The sequence below is a fragment of the Streptococcus hillyeri genome, from assembly GCF_003686955.1.
GTDB lineage: Bacteria > Bacillota > Bacilli > Lactobacillales > Streptococcaceae > Streptococcus > Streptococcus hillyeri.
Map to the genome: position 1 here is coordinate 1 of NZ_RCVM01000043.1, position 1,821 is coordinate 1,821.

Consider the following 1,821-nt stretch of genomic DNA (forward strand, 5'->3'; position numbering starts at 1 on the left):
CTACCTTAAAGGTACCTACCAATTGACCTACTTCACGCTCTACTTTTGGTGGCGTGTAGTTCGCAGGAGGCTCTGTTTCATCCGCCTCATCCAAGTTTTCTGCTTCTTCGGTACGTTTTAACTCGTAATCAAACTTGTTATCGCCTGGGTTAAAGACACTTTCTGGTACAGAAATAGTAACCTTGCGTCCTTCTTGTTTAACTGTTCCTGGGATTTCTTTTGTATCATCCTTAACAGTTTCAACAACTTTTTTACCGTTAATAGTAACAGACTCTACCTTATATCCTTCGGTAACTTCAAACTCACCATTTACATTTTCTTTAACCATTGCGGCAGTTACAGAGTCAAGAACCTTTTTAGCAAAGACATCTACATCATTTTGTTCATTTACATAATATGTAGCTGGTTTACCATTCGGTAATACTTCATCTGGACTTGCTACAGAGTGCAATGCTGCTGAAAAAACTTCTTGAACAGACTTGTTATCACTAATGCTACCTGGTAAAGTATTTTTTGCTTCTGGAGTTCCAAATGCATTTCTATATGCATGTAAATAGCCATATTCTGTTTCAAATTTTGTCAAATCTTCCCAAAATCCTACTACAACTTTACCATTATCACCTGCTGCATTTTTTAGAACTTCTCCAGCTTGTCGCAATTCTTCTGCACGCTTCATGAAATTCTGAGACGCTTCAGGAAGCTTACCTCCGGTATTCCAGTCATTAGCTAATGTATATCTTCTGAATAAGCTACTGTCAAAATAAACTGTTTTATCAGAAGAATTTGGATCACGGTATCCATTCGCAACACCGTCAGTAATCAAAAGAAATACAGTTTTACGACCTTGTTCTTCAAATGTTTTTTGATTAAAACCAGTATTTTTTAAGGCATTGTATTGCTCTAATGTATCTTCTATAGCAGGTACAGTTGGAGTTCCGCCACCTGTTCTAATTTTATCAATTTCTGATTCAATATCTGATTTACTCTTAAGAAAAGAAGATTTGTTAAAAGTATAATTTGCTCCACCTATGTCTTCAGTGCTATGTAAAGTAGTAAAATTGCTATCAGCTCCTGTGATGTTATACTTTCCACCACCATACACATAATAACCATATGCGTAAGCGCCATTTAAGTTTACATTAGAACTTTCCTCACGAGTAATATATCTGCGCAATCTATAATTGTAGGCTCCGGCTGGATAAAAATCTTTTACTGCACCTCGTTCATCTACATACTCATCAAAAAAGCCAAATTCTGTTGCATCAACTGTAACTTTCTGCCAACCATAATTTCCATTTACTCGAAAACCTGTTGGAGCATTCGTAACCCTCACATTAGAGTCAAAAAGACGCTCTTTATCTAGACCACGGTATGCAGTTAGCATCACACGGTCGCTAGTGTCCGGATCTGACGTAAATACTAATCTTGGTTCATCTGAATCATAATCTTTTTCATCAACAGGACTTGTTAGTGTTTTTAATGCTGTTTTAATTTTTGGCATGGTTTCTTCAAATGAACCACTAGCATCTTGAATGATAACCAAGTCAATCGGCTGACGTGGTAGTTTCCACTCAACTTTCTCAGTTGTCTCAATCTTAATCGCACAGCCCTCTTGGGTCACCTTAGGGGCTGTCGTAGTCGTTGAGACATTACCAATGCTCGTTGTCGCTGTTACGACAATGCCACCTACTAAATTTAACAACATTGGGAATAATAACCCTAACGTCGCCAATAAACTTAACAAGCCATTGGGATGTCTCCTATCATTTCCTTTTTTCTTCATATCCTATCTCTTTACTCTCTACTCTTTTCTCTTTCTAA

General features: G+C 37.4%; 1 pseudogene. It reads right to left on the reverse strand.

From position 1 onward, the window contains the following. A pseudogene (locus EAF07_RS10355) lies at positions 1-1,783 on the reverse strand (hypothetical protein); the annotation flags it as partial. Positions 1,784-1,821: the final 38 nt, after the last annotated feature.